The organism is Salipiger abyssi, assembly GCF_017311415.1.
In the GTDB taxonomy this organism is placed as follows: domain Bacteria; phylum Pseudomonadota; class Alphaproteobacteria; order Rhodobacterales; family Rhodobacteraceae; genus Salipiger; species Salipiger abyssi_A.
Genome location: NZ_JAEKIS010000001.1, coordinates 623,578 through 642,671 on the forward strand (window position 1 = coordinate 623,578; position 19,094 = coordinate 642,671).

At 66.4% G+C, this 19,094-nt stretch carries 23 protein-coding genes; 12 read left to right on the forward strand and 11 right to left on the reverse strand.

What is annotated here, in order from left to right:
- Nucleotides 1-4: 4 nt before the first annotated feature.
- The 3 genes from I6N89_RS02965 to I6N89_RS02975 form a co-directional block, all read right to left on the reverse strand.
- A complete protein-coding gene (locus I6N89_RS02965; protein ID WP_236016381.1) occupies nt 5-289 on the reverse strand; it encodes a DUF6455 family protein in 285 nt (94 codons plus the stop codon).
- A gap of 24 nt (nt 290-313) precedes the next feature.
- Nucleotides 314-571 carry a DUF6455 family protein gene (locus I6N89_RS02970; RefSeq protein ID WP_207016716.1) on the reverse strand — a complete coding sequence of 86 codons (258 nt, stop codon included), beginning with the start codon at nt 569-571 and terminating at the stop codon, nt 314-316.
- 87 nt (nt 572-658) lie between these two features.
- Entirely contained in the window at nt 659-1,363 is a 705-nt protein-coding gene (locus I6N89_RS02975) for a M48 family metallopeptidase (protein ID WP_207016717.1), read from the reverse strand.
- 144 nt (nt 1,364-1,507) lie between these two features.
- Between I6N89_RS02975 and I6N89_RS02980 the strand changes: the two genes are divergently transcribed.
- Nucleotides 1,508-1,738: a hypothetical protein gene (locus I6N89_RS02980; RefSeq protein WP_076698527.1), complete on the forward strand. Its 231-nt coding sequence runs from the start codon at nt 1,508-1,510 to the stop codon at nt 1,736-1,738.
- Nucleotides 1,739-1,741: 3 nt separating this feature from the next.
- On the opposite strand, the gene I6N89_RS02985 is transcribed toward I6N89_RS02980, so the two are convergent.
- Both I6N89_RS02985 and I6N89_RS02990 read right to left on the reverse strand, forming a co-directional pair.
- Nucleotides 1,742-1,999 (reverse strand): DUF167 domain-containing protein, encoded by a 258-nt coding sequence (locus I6N89_RS02985; RefSeq protein WP_207016808.1) that lies wholly within the window; start codon nt 1,997-1,999, stop codon nt 1,742-1,744.
- Between the two features lie 137 nt (nt 2,000-2,136).
- A complete protein-coding gene (locus I6N89_RS02990) occupies nt 2,137-2,577 on the reverse strand; it encodes an SRPBCC family protein (RefSeq protein ID WP_207016718.1) in 441 nt (146 codons plus the stop codon).
- A gap of 183 nt (nt 2,578-2,760) precedes the next feature.
- Between I6N89_RS02990 and I6N89_RS02995 the strand changes: the two genes are divergently transcribed.
- Together I6N89_RS02995 and I6N89_RS03000 are read left to right on the forward strand one after the other, a co-directional pair.
- Nucleotides 2,761-3,339: a nitroreductase family protein gene (locus tag I6N89_RS02995; protein WP_207016719.1), complete on the forward strand. Its 579-nt coding sequence runs from the start codon at nt 2,761-2,763 to the stop codon at nt 3,337-3,339.
- Nucleotides 3,336-4,037, forward strand: coding sequence for an EI24 domain-containing protein (locus I6N89_RS03000; RefSeq protein ID WP_207016809.1), 702 nt, complete (start codon nt 3,336-3,338; stop codon nt 4,035-4,037). The genes I6N89_RS02995 and I6N89_RS03000 overlap by 4 nt, the downstream gene beginning before the upstream one ends.
- A gap of 104 nt (nt 4,038-4,141) precedes the next feature.
- Here I6N89_RS03000 and I6N89_RS03005 read toward each other — a convergent pair whose 3' ends face one another.
- Both I6N89_RS03005 and mce read right to left on the reverse strand, forming a co-directional pair.
- Nucleotides 4,142-4,429, reverse strand: coding sequence for a DUF1467 family protein (locus I6N89_RS03005; RefSeq protein ID WP_207016720.1), 288 nt, complete (start codon nt 4,427-4,429; stop codon nt 4,142-4,144).
- A 30-nt stretch (nt 4,430-4,459) separates the two neighbouring features.
- On the reverse strand, nt 4,460-4,864 hold the full coding sequence (gene mce, locus I6N89_RS03010; protein ID WP_207016721.1) for a methylmalonyl-CoA epimerase: 405 nt from the start codon (nt 4,862-4,864) through the stop codon (nt 4,460-4,462).
- A gap of 129 nt (nt 4,865-4,993) precedes the next feature.
- On the opposite strand from mce, the gene I6N89_RS03015 reads away from it, so the two are divergent.
- Nucleotides 4,994-5,710 carry a response regulator gene (locus I6N89_RS03015; RefSeq protein WP_207016722.1) on the forward strand — a complete coding sequence of 239 codons (717 nt, stop codon included), beginning with the start codon at nt 4,994-4,996 and terminating at the stop codon, nt 5,708-5,710.
- A gap of 7 nt (nt 5,711-5,717) precedes the next feature.
- Here I6N89_RS03015 and cbiB read toward each other — a convergent pair whose 3' ends face one another.
- Complete coding sequence (cbiB, locus tag I6N89_RS03020; RefSeq protein ID WP_207016723.1) at nt 5,718-6,653, reverse strand: adenosylcobinamide-phosphate synthase CbiB; 936 nt, start codon at nt 6,651-6,653, stop codon at nt 5,718-5,720.
- Nucleotides 6,650-7,240, reverse strand: coding sequence for a histidine phosphatase family protein (locus I6N89_RS03025; protein ID WP_207016724.1), 591 nt, complete (start codon nt 7,238-7,240; stop codon nt 6,650-6,652). Before I6N89_RS03025 ends, cbiB begins: the two co-directional genes overlap by 4 nt.
- A gap of 43 nt (nt 7,241-7,283) precedes the next feature.
- On the opposite strand from I6N89_RS03025, the gene cobU reads away from it, so the two are divergent.
- The 6 genes from cobU to I6N89_RS03055 all read left to right on the forward strand — a co-directional run bounded on the left by cobU (nt 7,284) and on the right by I6N89_RS03055 (nt 13,763).
- The gene (cobU, locus tag I6N89_RS03030) at nt 7,284-7,790 is read left to right on the forward strand and encodes a bifunctional adenosylcobinamide kinase/adenosylcobinamide-phosphate guanylyltransferase (RefSeq protein WP_207016725.1); all 507 of its coding nucleotides are present in this window, start codon (nt 7,284-7,286) and stop codon (nt 7,788-7,790) included.
- Between the two features lies 1 nt (nt 7,791).
- Nucleotides 7,792-8,802 carry a nicotinate-nucleotide--dimethylbenzimidazole phosphoribosyltransferase gene (cobT, locus tag I6N89_RS03035; RefSeq protein WP_207016726.1) on the forward strand — a complete coding sequence of 337 codons (1,011 nt, stop codon included), beginning with the start codon at nt 7,792-7,794 and terminating at the stop codon, nt 8,800-8,802.
- Complete coding sequence (gene cobS / locus I6N89_RS03040) at nt 8,799-9,548, forward strand: adenosylcobinamide-GDP ribazoletransferase (protein ID WP_328805834.1); 750 nt, start codon at nt 8,799-8,801, stop codon at nt 9,546-9,548. Before cobT ends, cobS begins: the two co-directional genes overlap by 4 nt.
- Nucleotides 9,549-9,620: 72 nt before the next feature.
- A complete protein-coding gene (locus tag I6N89_RS03045) occupies nt 9,621-10,673 on the forward strand; it encodes a GSCFA domain-containing protein (protein WP_207016727.1) in 1,053 nt (350 codons plus the stop codon).
- Between the two features lie 26 nt (nt 10,674-10,699).
- The gene (locus tag I6N89_RS03050) at nt 10,700-11,479 is read left to right on the forward strand and encodes a hypothetical protein (RefSeq protein ID WP_207016728.1); all 780 of its coding nucleotides are present in this window, start codon (nt 10,700-10,702) and stop codon (nt 11,477-11,479) included.
- 100 nt (nt 11,480-11,579) lie between these two features.
- Nucleotides 11,580-13,763, forward strand: a complete 2,184-nt coding sequence (locus I6N89_RS03055) for a sialate O-acetylesterase (RefSeq protein ID WP_207016729.1) — start codon at nt 11,580-11,582, stop codon at nt 13,761-13,763.
- Nucleotides 13,764-13,783: 20 nt separating this feature from the next.
- Here I6N89_RS03055 and I6N89_RS03060 read toward each other — a convergent pair whose 3' ends face one another.
- Complete coding sequence (locus tag I6N89_RS03060; RefSeq protein ID WP_207016730.1) at nt 13,784-14,710, reverse strand: threonine/serine dehydratase; 927 nt, start codon at nt 14,708-14,710, stop codon at nt 13,784-13,786.
- 76 nt (nt 14,711-14,786) lie between these two features.
- On the opposite strand from I6N89_RS03060, the gene I6N89_RS03065 reads away from it, so the two are divergent.
- Nucleotides 14,787-15,629 carry an LOG family protein gene (locus tag I6N89_RS03065; RefSeq protein ID WP_207016731.1) on the forward strand — a complete coding sequence of 281 codons (843 nt, stop codon included), beginning with the start codon at nt 14,787-14,789 and terminating at the stop codon, nt 15,627-15,629.
- A 65-nt stretch (nt 15,630-15,694) separates the two neighbouring features.
- Here I6N89_RS03065 and I6N89_RS03070 read toward each other — a convergent pair whose 3' ends face one another.
- On the reverse strand, nt 15,695-17,572 hold the full coding sequence (locus I6N89_RS03070) for a nucleoside-diphosphate sugar epimerase/dehydratase (protein ID WP_207016732.1): 1,878 nt from the start codon (nt 17,570-17,572) through the stop codon (nt 15,695-15,697).
- A 437-nt stretch (nt 17,573-18,009) separates the two neighbouring features.
- Between I6N89_RS03070 and I6N89_RS03075 the strand changes: the two genes are divergently transcribed.
- Nucleotides 18,010-19,032 (forward strand): aspartate-semialdehyde dehydrogenase, encoded by a 1,023-nt coding sequence (locus I6N89_RS03075; RefSeq protein WP_207016733.1) that lies wholly within the window; start codon nt 18,010-18,012, stop codon nt 19,030-19,032.
- Nucleotides 19,033-19,094 lie beyond the last annotated feature (62 nt).

Consider the following 19,094-nt stretch of genomic DNA (forward strand, 5'->3'; position numbering starts at 1 on the left):
TTTTTTACTCTTGCAGTCTCGCCTGTAGCGCCGCGAAATGGGCGCGGTTCACGCAGGTTTCGGGCGTGTCGCGCAGCGCGGTTTCGGGCTGGTCAAGCCAGCGCTGGCAGCCGTCGGCCCATTGGCATCCACGGCAGCGCTGCACCATCCCGGCCCAGTCGTGCTGGGTCAGGAGGCCGGCATCGGCGGCGGCCACCAGATCGGTGCCGTTGGCCTGCGCCATGCGCTGGACAAGCCAGTAATGATCGGTCTCGTCTCCGAGCGGCTGATTGGGCCGTGCGTCGAACATCGGTTTCTCCTCCGCCATCGGGTGTCAGGTCTTGCGCAGTTCGTCGAAGAGCTGCGTGTTGCGGCAATAGACCGGCGGCGCCTCCGCGGTCTCCGCGCGTGTCGCCAGCCATGCCTCGCAGGCGCAGGGCTGGGTGCAGCCGGTGCAGCTGAGAACCGCGTCGTCGAGCTGCGAGAAGGTCAGCTTGCCGCGCAGCATCTGCTCTTCGAGGTCGAGCCCCAGCGTGTTGGCCATATGGTCGACCAGCGTGGCGTGTCTCTTGAAATCGGTACGTCCTGGCATCTTCATCCCTCCGCCGGTTTCCTTGTCAGACTGACGGAAGCCTAGCAGGGGCGGGCAAATCTGCCCTTGATGCAAGTCAACGCAGCGTCAAGCGCCGCCGGCGGCGCGATAGGCGTCAGCCGTGCGCCGGACGATGGCGATTCGCGCCGCGTTGGGTGGGTGGGTGCCGAGGAAGCGGTCGCCCGGATCGGGGATCCGCATGAAATAGGCGGCGCCTTTCACCGGGTCGTAGCCGGCCTGAATCGTGATGATCGTGCCCAGCTCGTCGGCTTCGAGTTCGTATTCCTTGGAGAAGGTGCGCGCGCCGATGCTGGCGCCATATTCCTCCGCCGAGCGGACCTCGTCGGCATTGGCGCCCGACATCGCGGCGATGCCGGAAAAGATCAGCGCGCCCATCGCCGCATCCTCCTCGACCCGGGCGAGATGGCCGAGAATGTGATGGGCGGATTCGTGGCCCATGACAAAGGCCAGCTCGTCGGCATTCTCCACTGAGGCGATCAGCGCGAGGTTGAAGGCGACGATGGGCCGGCCATGACGGTCGAGCGTCTGGAAGGCGTTTGGCTCCTGGTCGAGCCGGTCGTCGATGACGATCAGGTAATCGCAGTTAAGACCGCGCGTCAGGCGCCGGCATTCGGCCTCGGCCACCGGCTCGATGGTGCTGGCGACCTCGACGAACTGCCGCGTGACGCGCGCGGCCTCCTGCCGGGCGGGGCTGTCCGGCGGAACGGAACTCACCGGTGCCACCTCGCAGGCGGCGAGCAGGAAGAGAAGGCAGGGCAGAAGGCGGCGCATCACTGGGTCTGGCATCCGGTCGGGAGGAAAATCGCTTTCACCATATGCGCCTCGCAGGCGCGGCGCCAGAGCCGGACTGTCACAGGGCGGGGGCTGTGCGTTTTCGGGATAGGCAGCGCCCGGGCGCTGGGCTAGGCTGGTCCCATGTTCAGCATCGAGCACGAATTCGACGCCACGGTCGTCACGCTTGTCGACGAGGGAAGCACGCATCTTCAGGAGGATGTGATCGTCTCCACCTTCGAGGATTGCGTCACCGTCGAGCAATACGATCCGCGCACCGACCGGGTGAACAAGATCACCCTGTCCATGACCCAGATGCGCGATCTCGCCGCCGCGATCTCCTTGCCCGAGGGCGTCTATATCCGCGACGAGTAGGGCTCAGGGTTCGACGCGAAAGACCTTGTCGCGCGCGGTGGCGCCGCGGATCAGGGTCAGTCGCGATTTCGGCACCCCCAGCGCCTTGGCCAGCAGCTTCTGCACGGCGGCGTTCGCCTTGCCGTCCTCGGGCGCCGTGGTGACATAGACCCGCAGCGTACCGGCCTCCTCGCGGATCTCGTTGCGCGAGGCCTTGGGGGTGACGCGCAGCTCCAGCGTGGCACCGGGCGCGGCGAGATGGGCGAGTTCGGCCTTGGCCATGGGGATCTTTCCTGCGATGGGGGCGGCGGTATCGGACACGGCGGGGGCGGGGAGCTCAAGCATCGGGGCCCGGCGATCCTCGTGGGCCTGCTGCCGGGGCAGCCGCGATAGCTCGGTTTGCTCCGGCGCTTAAGAGTCTAATAGCTCCCTTCCTCCAGGAGCCTCTGGCGCGGTTTGTGGCGCGCGCCGTAGAGATATTTCGCCCAGAGCGCGAAGGCCGGGGTCAGCAGGCCGGCGTCGATCTCGATGGTATCGCACAGGCGGCTTCCACCGGGCGCAGGGGTCACCATCATCGTATGCCTCCAGCTTTTCACACCGGCGCCCTGCTCGCTCGAGCGCAGGATCATGCGGCTGTCGTCGCATTCCAAAACGTCCATATCGTATGGCTGTTTCGGCAGTTTTCCGAAGAGCGAAATCTCCACATGGATCTTCTGGCCGGTGCGGGTCCGGCCCTCGGGGAGCCCGTCGAATTCGACCAGCCCGGCCATGACGCGGCTCAACGCGTCATAGCTTGTCGCCAGAGTCCAAAGACGTTCCGGCGATGCCGCATAGAAAAACTCTGTATGGACGGTGCGCATAAAGAATTCCGAAATGGATGCAGGATGCGTAATCCGGTGAACCGCGTCTGACAAGGCTCCCCCGCCGGCGAAACCCTGCGTCTCGCGGCCTGTGAAACCTTCCTGACGCCGACGATCGCACCAGCCGGTTGAAACCCGTGGCACAAAGTCTGACATAGGGGCAGACGATCCAAGGAGACGCCCATGCCCACCCCAAACCCAGACGCGATGGCGTTTCTGCTGTCCCGGCGTTCGCGCCCGTCCAAGACGCTGACCGGCCCGGCGCCGGGTCGCGCGGCGCTCATCCCGCTGCTGACCGCAGCCGCCCGCAGCCCCGATCACGGCAAGCTCGAGCCCTGGCGCTTCATCGTGCTGGAACGTGCGGCGCTGGACAGGCTGGCCAATGCCGCCGTTGCCCGCGCAGAGGTGCTGGGCTCGGCGCCCGAGGTGGCCGAAAAGGGTCGCCGGCAGTTCGCCGAGAGCCCGCTCTGCGTGGTGGTGGTGGAATCGCCCAAGGAGAGCCCCAAGGTGCCCGCCATCGAACAGACCTATTCCGCCGGCGCTGTCTGCCTGGCGCTGCTCAACGCCGCGCTGGCCAGCGGCTGGGGCGCGAACTGGCTGACCGGCTGGGTGGCCGAAGACCGTGCGCTGGTCGAGGGCGAGCTGGGGCTGGCGCCGCATGAGCGCATCGCAGGCTTTATGCATATCGGCACTGAAACCCTCACCCCGCCCGACCGGCCGCGCCCGGATATCGAGGCGATCACCGAATGGGTGTCGGAATGATCCCGGCCTCCTTCCTCGCGGCGATCGGCCAGCTCGGCGACCGCCGTTTTCAGGCGGTGCTGCTGAAGGGGCTGGGCATCACCGTGGCGATCTTTGTCGCTTTCTATTTCGTCTTCGTCACTGTCGTCGGCTGGTTTCTCGGCGACAGCGTATCGCTGCCCTGGATCGGCTCGGTCACCTGGGTCGACGATGCGATCAGCTGGGGGGCGATCCCGCTGATGCTGCTGTTGTCGGTGTTCCTGATGGTGCCGGTGGCTTCGGCGATCACCGGCATCTTTCTCGACGATGTGGCGCAGGCGGTGGAAGACCGGCACTATCCCGGGCTCGGCGCGGCCTCGGAGCCGTCGCTTGCCGACAACTTCCGGGATTCGCTGAGCTTTCTCGGGGTGCTGATCCTCGCCAACATCCTGGCGCTGATCCTCTATGTTTTCCTGGCGCCCTTCGCACCGTTCATCTTCTGGGGGCTGAACGGTTTCCTGCTCGGGCGGGAATATTTCACCCTTGCGGCGATGCGCCGGGTCGGGCGCGAAGGCGCCGCGCAGCTGCGCAAGCGCCATTTCGTGACGATCTGGGCGGCGGGGGTGCTGATGGCGGTGCCGCTCACCGTACCGCTGGTGAACCTGCTGGTGCCGATCCTGGGGGCGGCGACCTTCACCCATCTCTTCCACAGGCTCGAAGCGCGGCGCGTTCCGGCCTGAGACGGATTATGGATGTGGAGCGGTGGGCATATTGCCCACCCTACAGGTGATCCCGCGACCTATCGTAGGGTGGGCAATCTGCCCACCGTCACCCAAACCGCGCCTCACTGCCCCGAAGGCGGCCCCATCCGATTGAACATCCAGCCGTCGATGTCGCGCACCGAGATCACGCCGGAAAGGATGATACCGGCGATGATCGCCCAGAGCAGCAGAGAAATCCCTGTGGTGATCCAGGCCTTGCGCTTGAGGTTATGCACCTCCGGGCTGCTGGCATGCGTGCCCTCGACAACATCGCCCCGGTCGCCCTGGGTTTCCAGCCGGAACGGGATCACGACCAGAAAGGTCATGAACCAGATCACGGCAAAGAGCACGAGTGCGGATGTGATCCCCATGGTTTACCTCCCTTGCGGCCCGAGACCGGCTCAGACCTGTTCCAGTTCCACCAGCGTGCCCTGGAAATCCTTCGGATGCAGGAACAGCACCGGCTTGCCATGGGCGCCGATCTTGGGCTCGCCATTGCCCAGCACCCGGGCGCCGGATTCCTTCAGATGGTCGCGCGCGGCGAGGATGTCGTCGACCTCGTAGCACACATGGTGGATGCCGCCCGAGGGGTTCTTGTCGAGAAAGCCCTGAATCGGAGAGTTTTCGTCCAGCGGATAGAGCAGCTCGATCTTGGTGTTGGGCAGCTCGATGAAGATCACGGTCACGCCGTGATCGGGCTCGTCCTGCGGCGCGCCGACCTTGGCGCCCAGCGTGTTGCGGTACTGGGCGGCGGCGGCGTCGAGGTCGGGCACGGCGATGGCGACATGGTTCAGGCGGCCGATCATTACTCTCTCCCTTGCATAGGTTCCCCCGCTTATCGCCCGCGGGGGCGGCGCTTCGCAAGATGCTGCGAGCGTTAACCGCTCGTTAGGGACAACGGGCAAGGATGCGGGGACAGCCCTAAGGAGGACAAGATGACCGACTCGGATGGACTTTCCCCGCTGCCGCGCCCGACCGCCACACGCCCCTTGCTGGGCATGACCGTGCTGGTGGTCGAGGACAGCCGCTTTGCCTGCGATGCCATGCGCCTCCTGTGTCTGCGCAGCGGTGCGCGGATCCGCCGGGCGGATTGCCTGCAATCGGCGCGCCGGCACCTGATGGTCTATCGCCCGACGGTGGCCATCGTCGATCTCGGCCTGCCCGACGGCTCGGGGGCCGAGCTGATTTCCGAACTGGTCAAGGCGCTGCCGCGGGTCTCGGTGGTGCTCGGCACCAGCGGCGACAGTTTCGCCGAGGATGTGGCCTTTGCCGCCGGGGCGGACGGGTTCCTCGCCAAGCCGGTCGAGAGCGTGGCGCTGTTCCAGAACGAGATCATCGCGCATCTTCCGGAGGAGCGGCAGCCCAAGGGACTGCGCATGGTCTCCGACGATCCGATCCGCCCCGACCCGCTGGCCTATCGCGACGACATGGCGCATGCGGCGGATGTGCTGAGCGACGATGGCGACGGGCGGATGCTCGACTACGTGACCCGCTTTCTGAGCGGCGTGGCTCACAGCGCCGGCGATCACCTGTTGCAGGCCGCCGCCGAAGATCTCGCAGAGGCGCGCGCCGGTGGCCGTCCGGTCAAGGCCGATATCGCCCGGCTGGCGGGGCTGGTGCAGGACAGGCTGGCCGACCGCGTGGCGATCTGAGCCGGGCTCAGAGCACGGCGAGCGCCAGCAGCAGCGCGGCGCAGAGCGCCATGGTCCGCCGGTAGAGCCGCAGCCCGCGCGCCAGCGCCGCGGCATCTGCATCGGGCGCGGGCTCATTGACCCAGGGCTCATCGGCGATGGTCTCGCCATAGACGCGCGGGCCGGAAAGCCGCACGCGCAGCGCCCCGGCCAGCGCCGCCTCGGGCCAGCCGGCATTGGGTGAGCGGTGATGGCGTGCGTCCCGCGCCATCACCCGCAGCGCCGGGCGCGGTCGTCCGGAGGCCAGCGCAAACAGCAGCCCGGTCAGCCGGGCCGGGATCAGGTTGACCAGATCGTCGAGCCGCGCCGCCACCTTGCCGAAGTCTTCGTAGCGCGCGTTGCGGTGGCCGATCATCGAATCCATCGTGTTGATCGCCTTGTAGGCCGCGATCCCCGGCAGGCCGAGCAGCACCCCCCAGAACACCGGCGCGACGATCCCGTCGGAACTGTTCTCGGCAAGGCTCTCCAGCGCCGCGCGGGCGACGCCGCCGGTGTCGAGCCGCTGCGGATCGCGCCCCACGATCATCGAGACCGCCTGCCGCGCGCCCGCCAGATCGCCCGCCGCCAGCGGCTTTGCGACCGCCGCCACATGATCGTGCATCGAGCGCACGGCGATCAGCGGCCAGGCGAGCACCGCGCCCAGCAACAGCCCCGGCCAGCCGTCCGGAAGCAGGAGGTGCAGCGCCAGCGCCGGCAGCACCGCCGCAGCGAGCACGATCAGCACCGTCAGCGCCCCCAGCGCCCGGCGGCGCAGCGTTGCGCCGCCGTTGAGCCGCGTCTCAAGCGCCGAGATCAGCCGCCCGAGCCAGACCACGGGATGGCCGATCCGGGCAAAGAGCCAGGCGGGCCAGCCCAGCAGGCCGTCGATGAGGAAGGCAAGCGCCATCATGCCGGCAAAGCTCATGCGCCCGGCCCCACCCAGTTGGTCGCCACGACCGAAACGCCGCCCTCGAAACAGCGCAGCCGCGTCACAGAGAGCGGCGCCACTTCGAAGCCGAGCCCCACCGGCAGCTCTCCCAGCACCAGCCCCAGCGCCGCGCGCACGGTGCCGGCATGGGCGACCACCGCCAGCGGGCCGCCTTGCCGCGCCCGCTCGGAGAGCATCGCAAAGGCCGGGCGCAGCCGCGCGGCCATATCGGCAAAGCTCTCGCCGCCGGGCGGGCGGTGATCGGCCAGATCGGTGCGGGAAAGTCTCCCGAGATCGGGAATTTCGTCAAAGCGCAGCCCGTCATGCGCGCCGAAATCCTGCTCCCAGAGCGCCGGATCCTCGGGCAGATCGCGGCCCGGAAACAGCGCCCCGGCGGTCTGCCGGCAGCGCAGGGCGGGGCTGGTGACCACCTCAGGGCACTCCGCCAGCCAGTCGCGCAGCGGCGCCAGCGCCTCCGCTTCGGGCAAAATCCCGGGCACATCGCGGCGCCCGCAAAGCCGTCCGCCATGATCGGCGGGAGCGTGGCGGATCAGCAGCAGCTCATTGCGGTCGGGAGGTGTCATCCGGTCTTTCCAAATCGCGCGGAACCTGCTTTGTCACGGCGCCATGGGAAAGTCGATCCTCATCACCGGCGGCGTGCGCTCGGGCAAGAGTCGTCTGGCCGAGCGGATGACGCTGGGCCTCGGGCAACCGGCGGTCTATATCGCGACCGCCGAGGCGCATGACGACGAGATGGCCGAACGTATCGCGCAGCATCAGGCGCGGCGCGGGCCGGAATGGCACACGCTGGCCGAGCCGCTCGACCTTGTCGGCGCGCTGCGCAACAGCGACAGCGGCGCGCCGCGTCTGGTGGATTGCCTGACGCTCTGGCTCAGCAACCTGATGCTCGGCGATCACGACTGGCAGACGGCGAGCGACGCGGTGGCGGCGGCGATCCCCGAGTTGAGCGCGCCGGTGGTGTTCGTGACCAATGAGGTTGGTGCCGGGATCGTGCCCGAAAACGCGCTGGCCCGCGCCTATCGCGACGCGGCGGGGCTGGTGAATCAAAAGATCGCCGCGGCCTGCGACGAGCTCTGGCTCTGCGTCGCGGGCCATCCGATAAAGGTGAAATGACATGACCGACAGGCTCCCTCTCGACCGGCTCGACGCGGTGGCGGATCTGGTGCTCCCGGAGTTCGACGAGACCAGCGCCGAGGCGGCGCGGGCACGTCAGCTGCAACTGACCAAACCGCCGGGCTCGCTCGGGCGGCTGGAGGATCTGGCGGTCTTTCTCGCGGGCTGGCAGCAGCGCGAACGGCCGGTGATCGCCAATGCTCAGGCGCTGGTCTTTGCCGGCAATCACGGGGTCTGTGCGCAGGGGGTGAACCCGTTCCCGCAGGAAGTCACCGCGCAGATGGTGGCGAATTTCCAGGCCGGCGGCGCGGCGATCAACCAGCTTTGCGCGCTGGCGGGTGCGGCGCTTTCGGTGGTGCCGCTGGAGCTGGAGCGCCCGACGCGCGATTTCACCGAAGGCCCCGCGATGGACGAGGCAGAGACGCTGGCCGCGATGCAGGAGGGCGCCGCCTCGGTCGACCCGGAGGCGGATGTGCTGATCCTCGGCGAAATGGGCATCGGCAATTCCACCGTGGCCGCGGCGCTGGCGCATGCGGTGTTCGGTGGTGCTGCGGCGGATTGGGTCGGGCGTGGCACCGGATCGGATACGCCGGCCATTGCGCACAAGGCCGAGGTGGTGGCGCGCGGCGTGGCGCGGCATGGCAGCCTCAGCCCGATGATGCAGCTTGCGGCACTGGGCGGGCGCGAACAGGCGGCGATCTGCGGCGCGGTGCTTGCGGCGCGGCTGGCGCGTATCCCGGTGCTGCTCGACGGGTTCATCTGCACCGCCTCTGTGGCGCCGCTGCACGGCGCGCGCCCGGCGCTGCTCGATCACTGCCTGATCGGCCATGCCAGCGCCGAGCCCGGCCATCAGGGCATGACCGAGGCGATGGGCAAGCGCCCGCTGCTCTATCTCGGCATGGCGCTGGGCGAAGGCTCGGGCGCGGCGCTGGCGCTGGGCGTGCTGCGCGGCGCGCTGGCCTGTCATAACGGCATGGCGACCTTTGCCGAGGCCGGGGTGTCGGACGGGTGAGCGTTGCGCGGCGATGCGCCGAGGCGCGGCTGGCGCTGATGTTGCTGACACGCCTGCCGGCGGGCCGGTTCGAGGGCGCGGCACCGGAGATGAGCGCCGCGCGCTGGGCCTATCCGCTGGCCGGGCTGCCGGTGGCGGTAATCGGGTGGGTCGTGCTGGCGGGCGCCGGAGTGCTGGGCGCCGCGCCTCTGGTGGCGGCGTTCGCGGAGCTGGGCGCCATGGTGCTGGCGACCGGCGGGCTGCACCATGACGGGCTGGCGGATTTCGCCGACGGCATGGGCGGGCGCGACCGGGCGCGGCGGCTGGAGATCATGCGCGACAGCCGCATCGGTAGCTACGGTGTGCTGGCGCTGATCCTCGCGGTCGGGCTGGGTGCCGCCTCGCTGGCGGAGCTGCCGGAGGGCTCGAAAGCCGGCGCCGCGCTGATGCTGGTGGCGGTGGCGAGCCGGCTGGCGATGCTGGTGGTGCTCGACACGCTGCGGCCTGCCCGCGCCGACGGGCTCGGCCACGGCGCCGCCGGGGCGAGGGGCCGCAGCGCCTGGCTGCCCGGTGTCGCGCTGGTGATACTGCTCTGCGCGGTGCTGGGTCTCGCGGGGGTCATGGCGCTGCTCGCCATGGCGCTTGTCGCGGCGCTGGTGGCGCGGCAGGCCAGGCGGATGCTCGGCGGGCAGACCGGCGACGTGCTGGGCGCCGTGCAGCTCTGTGCCGAGACGGTCGGCTGGGTCGTTCTCGCCGCAGTGCTCTGAGTACGGGCATTTTTCTGGCGGCGCGGCGGGCTTTCCCCTAGGCTCGGGCCAACCGAGTGAGCCAGTGTCTTGATGCCCTATTCCGATTTACCCCCCTCCGCTTTCTGGAAACTCTGCCGGCAGACGGACGATTTCCGCCTTTCCGATCTCTACCAACCGAAATTCGCCCTCACCCCCGGCATGCGCATCGCCACCGCCGGGAGCTGTTTCGCGCAGAATATCGGGCGCTATGTGCGCGCCTCCGAGCTGGAGCTTGTCGATACCGAACCCGCCCCCGCGCGCATGCCCGCCGAGACCGTTCAGCGCTTTGGCTACGGGCTGTTCTCGGCGCGCTACGGCAATGTCTACACCGCCCGGCAACTGCGCCAGCTTCTCGAGGACGCGGTGGCCGACCGGCTGCACGATTGCGCGCTCTGGCAGCGCGACGGGCGCTTTTATGACGGGCTGCGGCCCAATACCGAACCGGAGGGGCTTGGCTCGGAGGCCGAGCTGCGCGCGCATCGCCGCGACCATTTGCGCCGGGTGCGGGCGATTTTTGACGAAGCGGATGTCTTCGTCTTCACCCTCGGACTGACCGAGACCTGGCAGGACATTAAGACCGGCGTGGTGTTTCCCACCGCGCCAGGGGTGATCGCGGGCGCGTTCGACTCGGCGCGCCACGCCTTTCTGAATCTCGGCATGGCGGAGACCTTCGAGGATCTCTCGACGGCGGTCACGCTGATGCGTGAGCTTTCGCCGGGGCTGAAGATCCTGCTCACCGTGTCGCCGGTGCCGCTTACGGCCACGGCGAGCGGCGCGCATGTGCTGAGCGCGACCACCTATTCGAAATCGGTGCTGCGCGCGGTGGCGGGCGAGATGGCGGCGCTCGACGACGACATCGACTATTTCCCCTCCTACGAGATCATCACCGGGGCGCCCTATGCCGGCGCCTTCTATCAGGACAATCTGCGCAACGTCACGACAGCCGGCGTGCAGGTCGTCATGTCGACCTTTTTCGGCGCGCATCCGGCACTGGCGCCTGTCGAACGCCCGGCAATGGCCACGGCGCGCGGCGGTGCCGACCCGGACGAGGCGGATGCGCTGATCTGCGAAGAGGCGATGCTGGAGGCGCTGGCCCCGAAATGAAGCTGTGCGTCGTGGGAGATTCGCATGTGGCGATGCTGATGGCCGCGCTGCGCGACGCCGGCCCCGGCGCGCCGGAGGTCATCTGGTTCGCTAAGCCCGGTCTGGCGGAGGGAGAGGCGGCGCTGGAGGGCAGCCGGCTTTGCGCGCGCGACCCGGATCTGGTGACACGGCTCGAGTCGCTGGGCACGCCTACCGAGGTCGATCTCGACGGGGTCGACGCGGTGGTGTTTGTCGGCGGTACGGTCTCGGCCTTCGGCGCGGTGCGGCTGCTTCAGGGGCACCGCGTGTCGGGTTGGGCCTCGGCGCAGGCGCTGATCGCCGCCGCCGACACACCCTTTGCCGCGCCACTCAAACAGCCGCTGATCTCGGAACCGGCCTATTTGGCAGCGCTGGAGGGCGTGATCCGTGAGAGCGTGACCCATCGGCTGGTGACCGGGCTGCGCGAGGCGAGTGCGGTGCCGGTCTGCGTCGTGCCGCAGCCGCTGCCGTCCGAGGCGATCCTGGAGACCGAAAATAAATACCCTGTTTTCAAGCGCGTGGCCCGGCATGGCGACGGCCCCGCCGTGGCTTCCAGCCTGATCGCGGCGCATGAGCGCGCCTTTGCCGGCCTGTCAGGCGTCACAGTGTTCCGCCAGCCGGAGGAGTCGATCGGGCAGGGCTTTCTGACCGCGCTGGCCTATACACGCGATGCGGTGCGGCTGACCGACAGCGCCCTGCCACAGGACGACGTTTTGCATGCTGGGCCGGCGCTGGGTGCGCTCTATCTCGCGCAGATGCGCGAGGTGGTTCAGGCATTAAAAATTTAGATAACTATTTGCAAAATATGAGAAAATACGATTTTCGCGCCTAAGGTTTTCTTAGGCTCCGCGCGGCATCACTCGGGCCATCGCAACCCGGTGGTCCGTTATGCCGATCCCTATCATTGTTCTCGCGGGGCAAAGCAATGCCTCGCGCCTCTCCGACGAAATCGTCGCGGCGCTGGATGAAAGCTATGGTGCCGGAAATTATCGCCTGGTCGAGGTTTATGCGGGCGGCGCGCCGCTGACGCGCGACCGGTCCGGCAATGCCGACTGGGCGACACCAGGCGAACTGCCCGACACGCTTTTGCAGCGCACCAGTGCGGCGCTTCGCAATGCTCCGGGCGGGTGGCTCGACGGTGTGATCTGGGTTCAGGGCGAGGGCGACAGCGTCGGTTCGGCCCAGCCGGGGCGTTATGGCGCGGCCTTCAACGCGTTGTTCGACGGGTTCCGGCAGGGTCTTGCGGCGGAGTTTGGGGCTGGGGTCACCGGCGCGGAAACCGCACCTATCGCGATCTCGGAATTGTCGGTTCTGGCACCGTCGGCGAGCGGGCGTGAGTACTGGGACGAGATCACCGCCGCGCAACAGCGCCTCGCCGCCAGCGATCCGCTGATTTTCAGCGTCGATCCTGACGATGTGGCCCGGCGGGTCGGCTTTACTCAGGCGAGCATGTTCAGCGATGGGCTGCATTACTCGGATGCGTTCAGCCGGCATCTGGCCGGTGCGTTGAGCGATGTCATCGCCGAAACGCGCCCGCAGGGCACCGCGCGCGACGATCATTTTCAGCGCGACGGGATCGCGACGCAGATGGCGGGCCATGCCGGCAATGATCGCTACGATGTCGATCACGGCAATGACCGGATCGCCGAAGATCCTGGCGAGGGGTATGATCAGGTCTCCTCCTGGGTCAGCTTTGCGCTGCGCGAGTCCAGCCAGCATCTTGAGACGCTGTCGCTCCGGGGGGATGGCGATATCAACGGCACCGGCAACGGTCAGGACAACCGGATCTCCGGCAATGCCGGCAGCAACCGGCTGAACGGTGCCTGGGGCGACGACACGCTGATCGGCGGTGCGGGCGATGACAGTTTTCGCGACAATGCCGGGGCCGATCTGATGCTTGGCGGTCCGGGCGACGATACCTATTTCATCGACGATCCGGGCGACAGCGTGACCGAGGCGCGGGGTGAGGGCCAAGACCGGGTGGTGTCTTGGGTCAGCTTTTCGCTGCGCGATCACAGCCAGCATCTGGAAGAACTTACGCTTCAGGGAAGCGCCCATGTCAATGGCACCGGCAACGGTCGGGACAACAGGATTACCGGCAATTCCGGCAATAACATCCTCAATGGGGCCTGGGGCGACGACACGCTGATCGGTGGCGCGGGGCATGACAGCTTTCGCGACAATGCCGGGGCCGATCTGATGCTTGGCGGCCGGGGCAACGACACATATTTCGTCGACAATTCCGGCGATCGCGTGACCGAGGCGCAGGACGAGGGCCATGACCGTGTCTTCTCGCAGATCACCTTCGAGCTGCGCCAGCACAGCCAGCACCTGGAGGAGCTGGCGCTGCGGGGCAAGGCCGATATCAACGGTGTCGGCAACGGCCAAGCCAACAGGATCACCGGCAATGCCGGAAACAATATCCTTAACGGTGCCTGGGGCGACGATACGCTGCTGGGCGGGGCCGGCGATGACACGCTGCGCGATAGCAATGGTGCCGATCTGCTGGTCGGGGGCGTCGGAAACGATGTCTATTTCCTCGACGATCGCGGCGACCGCATTGTCGAGCGTGCCGGCGAGGGGCGCGACCGTGTGATTTCGGCTGTCGATGTCGATCTGCGCCAGCACAGTCAGTATCTGGAGGAGCTTCGGCTGATCGGGGGAGCGGATCTGTTCGGCATGGGAAATGGGCTCGACAATGTGATCCGGGGCAATGACGGCCACAACAGGCTGCACGGTGCCTGGGGCGACGATACCATTGCCGGAGGCGCCGGCAACGATACGCTGAGCGACAGCCGTGGCGACGACCTTTTCAGAGGCGGTGCCGGACGCGATGTCTTTGTGTTCTCGGGTGAGTTCGGGCGCGACCGCATCGCCGATTTCGAGCTCGACAGATGGGGAGAGGTCATCGACCTGAGCGATGTGTCTGCCATCGCGGATTTCGACGATCTGGTCGCCAATCACCTCCGGAATGCCGGAGGCGATGCGGTGATCGATGATGGTGCGGGCAACTGGGTCGTGTTGCAGGATGTCGACGCTGACGCGCTTCGCGCCAGCGATTTCCTGTTCTGACCACGCACCGCTCTTTCCCGCTAGCTGCTCTCGTCCAGCGGATCGGGCGCGATATTGCCGCCGCAGAGCAGCACCGCGACGCGCTCGCCGGGCGCGGGCACATAGACGCCGGAGCGCAGTGCCGCCAGTGCGCAGGCGCCCGAGGGCTCCACCAGAAGCCGGTGCGCCCGCCAGAGCGCGTGTTGCGCCTCGGTGATCGCATCGTCGCTGACCAGAACGGAGCCGCCGAGATGATGCTGTGCGAGATCGAAGCAGATCGAACCGATCCGCCGGGCCCCCAGCGCATTGGCCGCCACTCCGGCGACCTCCACATCCACCGGGGCGCCGGCCTCCAGCGCGGCGTTCAGCGCCCGCGAGCGTTCCGGCTCAACGCCCACCACCTTGCGTGCGCCCTGTAGCCAGGCCAGCGCACCGGCGATCAGCCCGCCGCCACCGACAGCGATCAGCACCGTATCCGCGTCGAGCGCCTGCGCCTCCCATTCGCGCATCAGGGTGCCTTGCCCGGCCACTGTCGCGGGCCGGTCGTAGGGATGGATCTGCATGGCGCCGGTCTCGGCCTCATAAGCCTCGGCGGCCTCGGCTGCATTGGCATATTCGCCCGACACCACGGTCAGCGCGGCGCCGGTCTGCTCGATCAGCGCAATCTTTGCCGGGCCTGCGATCTCCGGCACGAAGATTTGCGCCTTGTGGCCCAGCCGCGTCGCCGCATAGGCCACCGCTGCGCCGTGATTGCCGCCGGAGGCCGCGACCACACCCGCCTCGGGCACCTTTGAAGAGAGCAGCGTGTTAAAGGCTCCGCGCGCCTTGAAACTGCCGGTATGTTGTAGTTGCTCCAGCTTCAGCGCGACGGGTTCGGTCCAGAGCGTCGCGCTTGTCATCACCGGGGTGACCTGCGCATGGCCGTCGATCCGGGCGGCGGCGGTCTCGATCTCGGGTTTCCAGTCCATTCGCATACTCCCCTGCTGGCGCGACGAAGGCGGACGCTATAGTCAGGGGGAGCGCAGCACAAGGATCACCGCCGCCATGAACGACGACCGCCATTCTATCTTTCGCGATGCCGGGCGCGACCGCGAAACCGCCGAACAGATTCCCGATACGCCGCAGACGCGCGCGCCCTCTTACCGGCTTGCCTTTGCCGACGAGTCGTTCATGTGCCGTGACGAGCTGCGCCCGGTGCGGTTGCAGCTGGAGCTCCTCAAGCCGCAGATGATCCTGGACGAGCGGCAGATCGATTCCACCGTCGTGCTGTTCGGCGGCGCGCGCATCCCGTCGCCGGCGGAAAAGCACAAGGCGCGCACGCAGACTCTGGCCGACCTGTCGCATTTCTACGAAGAGGCGCGGCTCTTCGCCCGTAGGATGACCGAGAAATCCGTCGCCTCAGGGAATCGCGAATTCGTCGTTGCCACCGGTGGCGGCCCCGGCGTGATGGAGGCGGGGAATCTCGGTGCGGAAGAGGCGGGTGGCGTGTCCATCGGGCTCAATATCGTGCTGCCGCACGAGCAGGCGCCCAACACCTACGTGACACCGGACCTGTGCTTCAACTTCCACTATTTCGCGATCCGCAAGATGCATTTCCTGATGCGGGCCCGTGCGATCTGCGTTTTCCCGGGCGGGTTCGGCACGCTGGACGAGCTGTTCGAGGCGCTGACGCTGATCCAGACCGGGCGCATGAACCGCGTGCCCTTCCTGCTCTTCGGCCGTGCCTTCTGGGAAAAAATCATCGATTGGGCGGCGTTGGAAGATGCGGGCACGATCAGCCCGGAGGATCTCGACCTCTTCCGCTTTGTCGAAAGCGCCGAGGACGCGGCGGCGATCATCGAGGAATGGGGACCGGCCCCGGCGCGCGACGACATTCCCGGGCGCTGAAAGGCAGGCATGAAAAAGGAGGCCGTCTGGCCTCCTGACATACCCGGCAGCGCGGCATGCGTTTCTTAGACGCTTTGCATCTCTTCGCTTTGGGGCAGTTTTTCGCCGCGCTCGACCCAACGTGCGATGATCGCGCGCGCCAGATCTTCGTCGAGATGGGAAATCGCGTTGCGCAGATCCTTGAGCGCCGTGGCAATCTCGAACTCCGACAAATAGCTTTCTTGCGCGCGCAGGATTTTGTGATGCGGCGTGGTCAGCATGTCGGAGGAGATCAGCAGCTCTTCGTGCAGCTTTTCGCCCTTGCGCAAGCCGGTGATCTGGATCTCGATATCGCCCTCGGGATTGGCCGGGCTCTTTACGCTGTAGCCGGCGCCTTCGATCATCTGGCGGGCAAGCTTCTCGATCGGGACAGGATCGCCCATGTCGAGCACGAAGACATCGCCGCCGCGTGCGAAGGAGCCTGCCAGAAGCACGAGCCGCGCAGCTTCGGAAATAGTCATGAAATAGCGCGTGACCTTCTTGTCGGTCAGGGTGACCGGCCCGCCGCGGGCGATCTGTTCTTCGAAAAGCGGTATCACCGAACCCGACGACCCGAGCACATTGCCGAAGCGGACCATGGTGAACCGCGTGCCGGTGCTGCGCGTCGCCAGATCCTGGATGACCAGTTCGGCGAGGCGTTTGGAGGCGCCCATGACATTGGTCGGCCGCACCGCCTTGTCCGAGGAGACGAGGATAAAGCGTTCAACGCCCGCCTCGCGCGCCGCTTCTGCCAGAACTTTCGTGCCGATGACGTTGTTGTTGAGGCCGGACAGTACATTACATTCCACCAGCGGCAGGTGCTTGTAGGCCGCCGCGTGCAGCACCACCTCGATGTGATGCTCCGCCATGAGTTCCGACATCAGCTTTTCGTCGAGAACCGAGCCGAGGATCGGCACGATTGTGAGGCCTTTGGAGAGGTCGCGCAGCTCTTTGTCGATATTGTAGAGTCCGAGCTCGGAATGATCGACCAGCACCACGCAATCGGGTTTGCAGGCAATCAGCTGACGGCACAGCTCCGACCCGATCGAGCCGCCGGCGCCGGTGATCAGGATGCGGCGCCCGGAATAGGCGTGGCTGACCCCGGGCAGTTCCGATTCCAGCCGGTTGCGGCCCAGAAGATCGTCGAGGGAGACCGGCGAGACGCGTTTGCGCAGCTCGCCCTCTCCGACCAGCTCGGCAAAGGAGGGCAGCGCGTGCACCTCGCATCCGATCACCCGTAGCCGGTGCGCGATGCGGGCGAGATGCGGCTGGCTGATCGACGGCATGGCCAGAACCACCCGGTCGATTCCCTTGCGTGCAATGAGGTCCTTGATCGCGGAGGGGGCATGGACCCGAAGCCCTGACACCATCTGACTTTGCAGGGTCGGGTTGTCATCGATAAAGGCCACCGGCTCGATTGCGTTGTCCTGGCGCAGCGCGGCGGCAAGCTGCTGACCCGTTTGCCCGGCACCGTAGATCAGGACGCGCATGCGAGTTTGGCCGCGCCGATAGATCTCCAGCGTGACGTATCGCAGAAGGATGCGCCAGCTTGCGCAGAGCACCAGCAGCAGCAGCGTGAAATTGAAATAGACCGCCGTCGAAAGCGACGGCGCCAGCAGCCCGTCCAGCGTCAGGGCGACGAGGCCGCAGACCGCGGCAAAGGCTGCGGTGCGGGTGATTCCCCGCGTTTCATAGGCGTTGAGCTTGATTTGCGGCAGGCCGAGCTTCCAGGACGCATAGCCGCCGGCGGCAACCAGAACGGCCATCAGCGGCAAAAGCGGCATGACCTGCGGAAGATCGGTATTCACGGCGGCGTGCAGCAGCAGCGCGGACATCATCGCGATGCCGATCATGCTGGCATCCATGAACATGAAAAGAAGCTGCTTCTGCGTTCGGGTCAAAGACCTGACGAACCTGTAGAACATGATATTCCGTCCTCCACGAACGCAGTTCGCTTAACGAGATTTCCAAAAACGTCACGCAGCTCTCGAACATCGAACCAGAACTAAAACGGAACGCGAGTCATCTGCCTAACCAGTGATCAAATTCAGGTGTTTTCTACGCGATTGCACAAACGTTGGACAAGTAAGGAATTTCTGCACCTGCGAAAATTGGCGGGTTTTCACCGATAGCCAGTTTGAATTGCCGGGATTTTTGGCATCGCCGCCCGCCTGCCGCGAATTAGGACGGTTTCGCTGCTGCGGGGGGCCTGCCGGCGGTGCAAGGTTCGATTCGAGAATGCCTTGCGCCAGGTGAAAAATAAACCCCCCTTTTACTGTGCGGGGGCATGCGATATGACGCGCGCCAGTCCGACGCGGCGCAAACCGGCGCCCGCGGGGACAGCAAACCGAAGGAGACCCAGATGGGCTATAAGGTCGTTGTCGCCGGTGCCACGGGAAACGTGGGCCGAGAAATGCTGAACATCCTCGCCGAGCGCGAGTTTCCGGTGGATGAGATCGCGGTGCTGGCATCGCGCAAATCGCTTGGCACCGAGGTGAGCTTTGGCGACAAGACACTCAAGACCCAGGATCTCGACACGTTCGATTTCACCGGCTGGGACATGGCACTGTTCGCGGTGGGCTCCGAGCCGACGAAGAAATACGCGCCCAAGGCGGCGGCGGCCGGCTGCGTGGTCATCGACAACTCGTCGCTCTACCGCTACGACCCCGATGTGCCGCTGGTCGTGCCCGAGGTGAATGCCGACGCGGTTCTGGGCTATTCGAAAAAGAACATCATCGCCAACCCCAACTGCTCGACCGCGCAGATGGTGGTGGCGCTGAAGCCGCTGCACGACCGGGCCAAGATCAAGCGCGTTGTCGTCTCGACCTATCAATCGGTGTCGGGCGCCGGCAAGGAGGGCATGGACGAGCTCTGGGATCAGACCAAGGCCGTCTATAACCCTGTCGCCGAGGTGCCGCCGAAGAAATTCCAGAAGCAGATCGCCTTCAACGTCATTCCGCATATCGACGTTTTCTTGGACGACGGCTCGACCAAGGAAGAATGGAAGATGGTCGCCGAGACCAAGAAGATCGTCGATCCCTCGATCAAGGTCACCGCGACCTGCGTGCGGGTGCCGGTCTTTGTCGGCCATGCCGAGTCGATCAATATCGAGACCGAGGATTTCCTCGACGAGGACGAGGCCCGCGACATCCTGCGCGAGGCGCCGGGCATCATGGTGATCGACAAGCGCGAGCCCGGCGGCTACGCGACCCCGGTCGAATGCGTCGGCGATTACGCCACTTTCGTCAGCCGGATTCGCCAGGATTCGACCATCGAGAACGGTCTGAACCTGTGGTGTGTCTCCGACAACCTGCGCAAGGGCGCGGCGCTGAACGCGGTGCAGATCGCCGAGGTTCTCGGGCAGAAAGTGCTGAAAAAGGGCTGAGCCCGGTTTTTCGCCAGTGAAACGGAATGGAACGGCGTCCTTCGGGGCGCCGTTTTTCGTTT